Origin of the sequence: Lacihabitans soyangensis (assembly GCF_024343775.1) — a bacterium.
Lineage (GTDB): Bacteria > Bacteroidota > Bacteroidia > Cytophagales > Spirosomataceae > Leadbetterella > Leadbetterella soyangensis.
The window spans coordinates 1-2211 of the sequence record NZ_RJUF01000106.1 but is presented as its reverse complement, the minus strand read 5'-3'; the positions used below and the strand labels follow the sequence as shown (position 1 = coordinate 2211).

5 protein-coding genes and 1 pseudogene are annotated in these 2211 nt (G+C 35.7%); 1 reads left to right on the top strand and 5 read right to left on the bottom strand.

What is annotated here, in order from left to right; translation table 11 throughout:
• Nucleotides 1–519, top strand: a 519-nt coding sequence (locus EGI31_RS14655) for an aldehyde dehydrogenase family protein (RefSeq protein ID WP_255037934.1), incomplete at its 5' end; no start/stop codon positions are given.
• A 139-nt stretch (nucleotides 520–658) separates the two neighbouring features.
• Here EGI31_RS14655 and EGI31_RS14650 read toward each other — a convergent pair.
• From EGI31_RS14650 to EGI31_RS14630, 5 genes and pseudogenes are all read right to left on the bottom strand, one after another.
• The gene (locus tag EGI31_RS14650; RefSeq protein ID WP_255037191.1) at nucleotides 659–829 is read right to left on the bottom strand and encodes a hypothetical protein; all 171 of its coding nucleotides are present in this window, start codon (nucleotides 827–829) and stop codon (nucleotides 659–661) included.
• Between the two features lie 246 nt (nucleotides 830–1075).
• Nucleotides 1076–1360, bottom strand: a complete 285-nt coding sequence (locus tag EGI31_RS14645; RefSeq protein ID WP_255037933.1) for an addiction module antidote protein — start codon at nucleotides 1358–1360, stop codon at nucleotides 1076–1078.
• Between the two features lie 3 nt (nucleotides 1361–1363).
• The gene (locus tag EGI31_RS14640) at nucleotides 1364–1663 is read right to left on the bottom strand and encodes a type II toxin-antitoxin system RelE/ParE family toxin (protein ID WP_255037932.1); all 300 of its coding nucleotides are present in this window, start codon (nucleotides 1661–1663) and stop codon (nucleotides 1364–1366) included.
• A 139-nt stretch (nucleotides 1664–1802) separates the two neighbouring features.
• Nucleotides 1803–1928 carry a hypothetical protein gene (locus EGI31_RS14635; RefSeq protein WP_255037931.1) on the bottom strand — a complete coding sequence of 42 codons (126 nt, stop codon included), beginning with the start codon at nucleotides 1926–1928 and terminating at the stop codon, nucleotides 1803–1805.
• A gap of 47 nt (nucleotides 1929–1975) precedes the next feature.
• A pseudogene (locus EGI31_RS14630) lies at nucleotides 1976–2211 on the bottom strand (IS110 family RNA-guided transposase); the annotation flags it as partial.

Sequence of the window (2211 nt, the reverse complement as noted above, 5' to 3'; positions counted from 1 at the left end):
ATCGGGCCTTTGATAGACGAAGCTGCGGTAGAAATGTACCTCAACGCCATCACCAGTGCCTTGAACAACGGTGGCGAGCTGAAATATGGTGGAAATCTCTTGACAAATTTGGGCAAATGTTATGTAGAACCTACGATAATTGAAGTAAAAGAACAAATAGAAGTGGTTTGTAATGAGACCTTTGCACCGATTCTTTATGTAATGGCTTACGAAACATTAGAGGAGGCCATAACCTTACAAAATGCTGTACCTCAGGGACTTTCATCAGCTATTTTTACCAATAATATGCAAGAATCAGAGTGGTTTTTGTCAAATGCGGGTTCGGATTGTGGAATTGCCAACGTAAACATCGGAACCTCTGGAGCTGAAATTGGTGGTGCTTTTGGTGGTGAAAAAGAAACCGGAGGTGGCCGAGAAAGTGGCTCAGATGCCTGGAAAGCCTACATGCGTCGCCAAACCAATACTATTAATTATGGAAAATCTTTGCCTCTGGCTCAGGGGATTAAGTTTGATTTTTGAGAGCGATTTAGAATGGTGTATATTTATAAAATGTTGCCAAATGAGCAATTTTGATTCCGCAATGGTGGTTGAACCATCATAGAACTGACTAAAAACTAATTTTAATAATTGCTAGGTTTATCCAATTTTCAGTTTTTTATCAAACAGCTAGATGTTTGCTATTCGTACTTTTTACTCTGGGAATTTTTAACTCTGCTAGCCTTTTTTTATCAGCCTTTATGAACTCACTAATTTCATTTTTTTGCTTGTCTGTTAAGGGTTTTCCGTTTATCACTAAGTCCACTCCCTCTGGTTCTTTTATGTATCCCATAACTATTCGTTTTTAAAGTATTTATCAATTAAGTTGTTAGTGGTGGCCGAGAAAGCGGCTCAGATACCTGGAAAGCCTACATACTTAGCCAAACCAACTCCATCAACTACGAAAAACTTTGCCGCTTGTTCAGGGGATTAAGTTTGATTTTTGAGGTTGAAATGATAATTGGTTATGAGTTTAAGCAAGTAAAACTTGATTAACACCACAACGATGGTGGAATCATCGTAGAGCATAATTAGTTTTTTATGCGGTTAATGGATTTATTTGTATTTGTCCTCCAACCGCTTTCAAAACTTTCATTATTGTTGAAAATTGAGGTTTGGCTCCTTCCGATAGTGCTTTGTACAAACTAGGTCTGCTCATTCCTGTTTCTTCTGCGATTTTGGTCATGCCAATTGCTTTTGCAATATGTCCGATGGCCGTAACAATATCATCATCATTTCCCTCTTCCAAAACTGCATTTAAATATTCGGCAACCATTTCTTTGCTGTCCAAATAATCAGCTATATCAAATTGTGATGTTTCCATTTTCTATTTCTTTAATCTTTTCCAAATATCTTTTGCTTTTTCAATGTCTTTTTGTTGTGTTGATTTATCCCCGCCGACAAGTAGAATAATAATTTTCCCATCAATTTCTTTGAAATATACTCGGTAGCCTTTTGCGAAGTTAATTTTCAGTTCTTTGATACCATCTCCTACTGGTTCACAATCTCCAAAATGTTCGTCTTTTTCTAGTTTTTGGATTCTAAATAAAATTTTTGCTTTTGCTCGTAAGTCATTGAGCTTCTTAAACCACTTATCAAATTCCGTCGTCTTTTCAATAAAGTACATTTCTTGAACTGTATCCGTTTGGATACAAAATTATGAAAAATATTTTAATCTTGCAAGTTCAGTTTCGAGAGTTTTGTTTGGGTAAAAGGACGCAAAACGGATTAAGTTTTATTTTTGAGAATGCATGAAAGTTTTTTTATCAGATGTTCTTAAATTCTAGCTCATCAAGTAAAACTTGCTTGCCGGTGGTAGGAATTGAGGAATTATCGTAGGACTTACAAACTTTAATGTCGGATTGGAAATCCTTCTTATCTAGCTTCGACATCGGGAAGATGCCGATAGCTAACTTAAATCCAAATATTTTCTTTAAAATTATGCTGCTCTTTTATAAACATATTCTGGATTAAAAGGTGTTTTAGTTCTTACAACTGCATACATCTGATGAATCAATTTGTTTTTCACATTATTCATTGCCACAAAACCTTTCTTTCCTTCTTTTTTCTTTCGGTCAAAATATTCCTTCATTTGCGGGTTAAACCGTATGGCTGCCATTGCTGCTATATGAAAAATGCCTTTTAGCTGCTTATGAGAATAACAATTGACGTGAA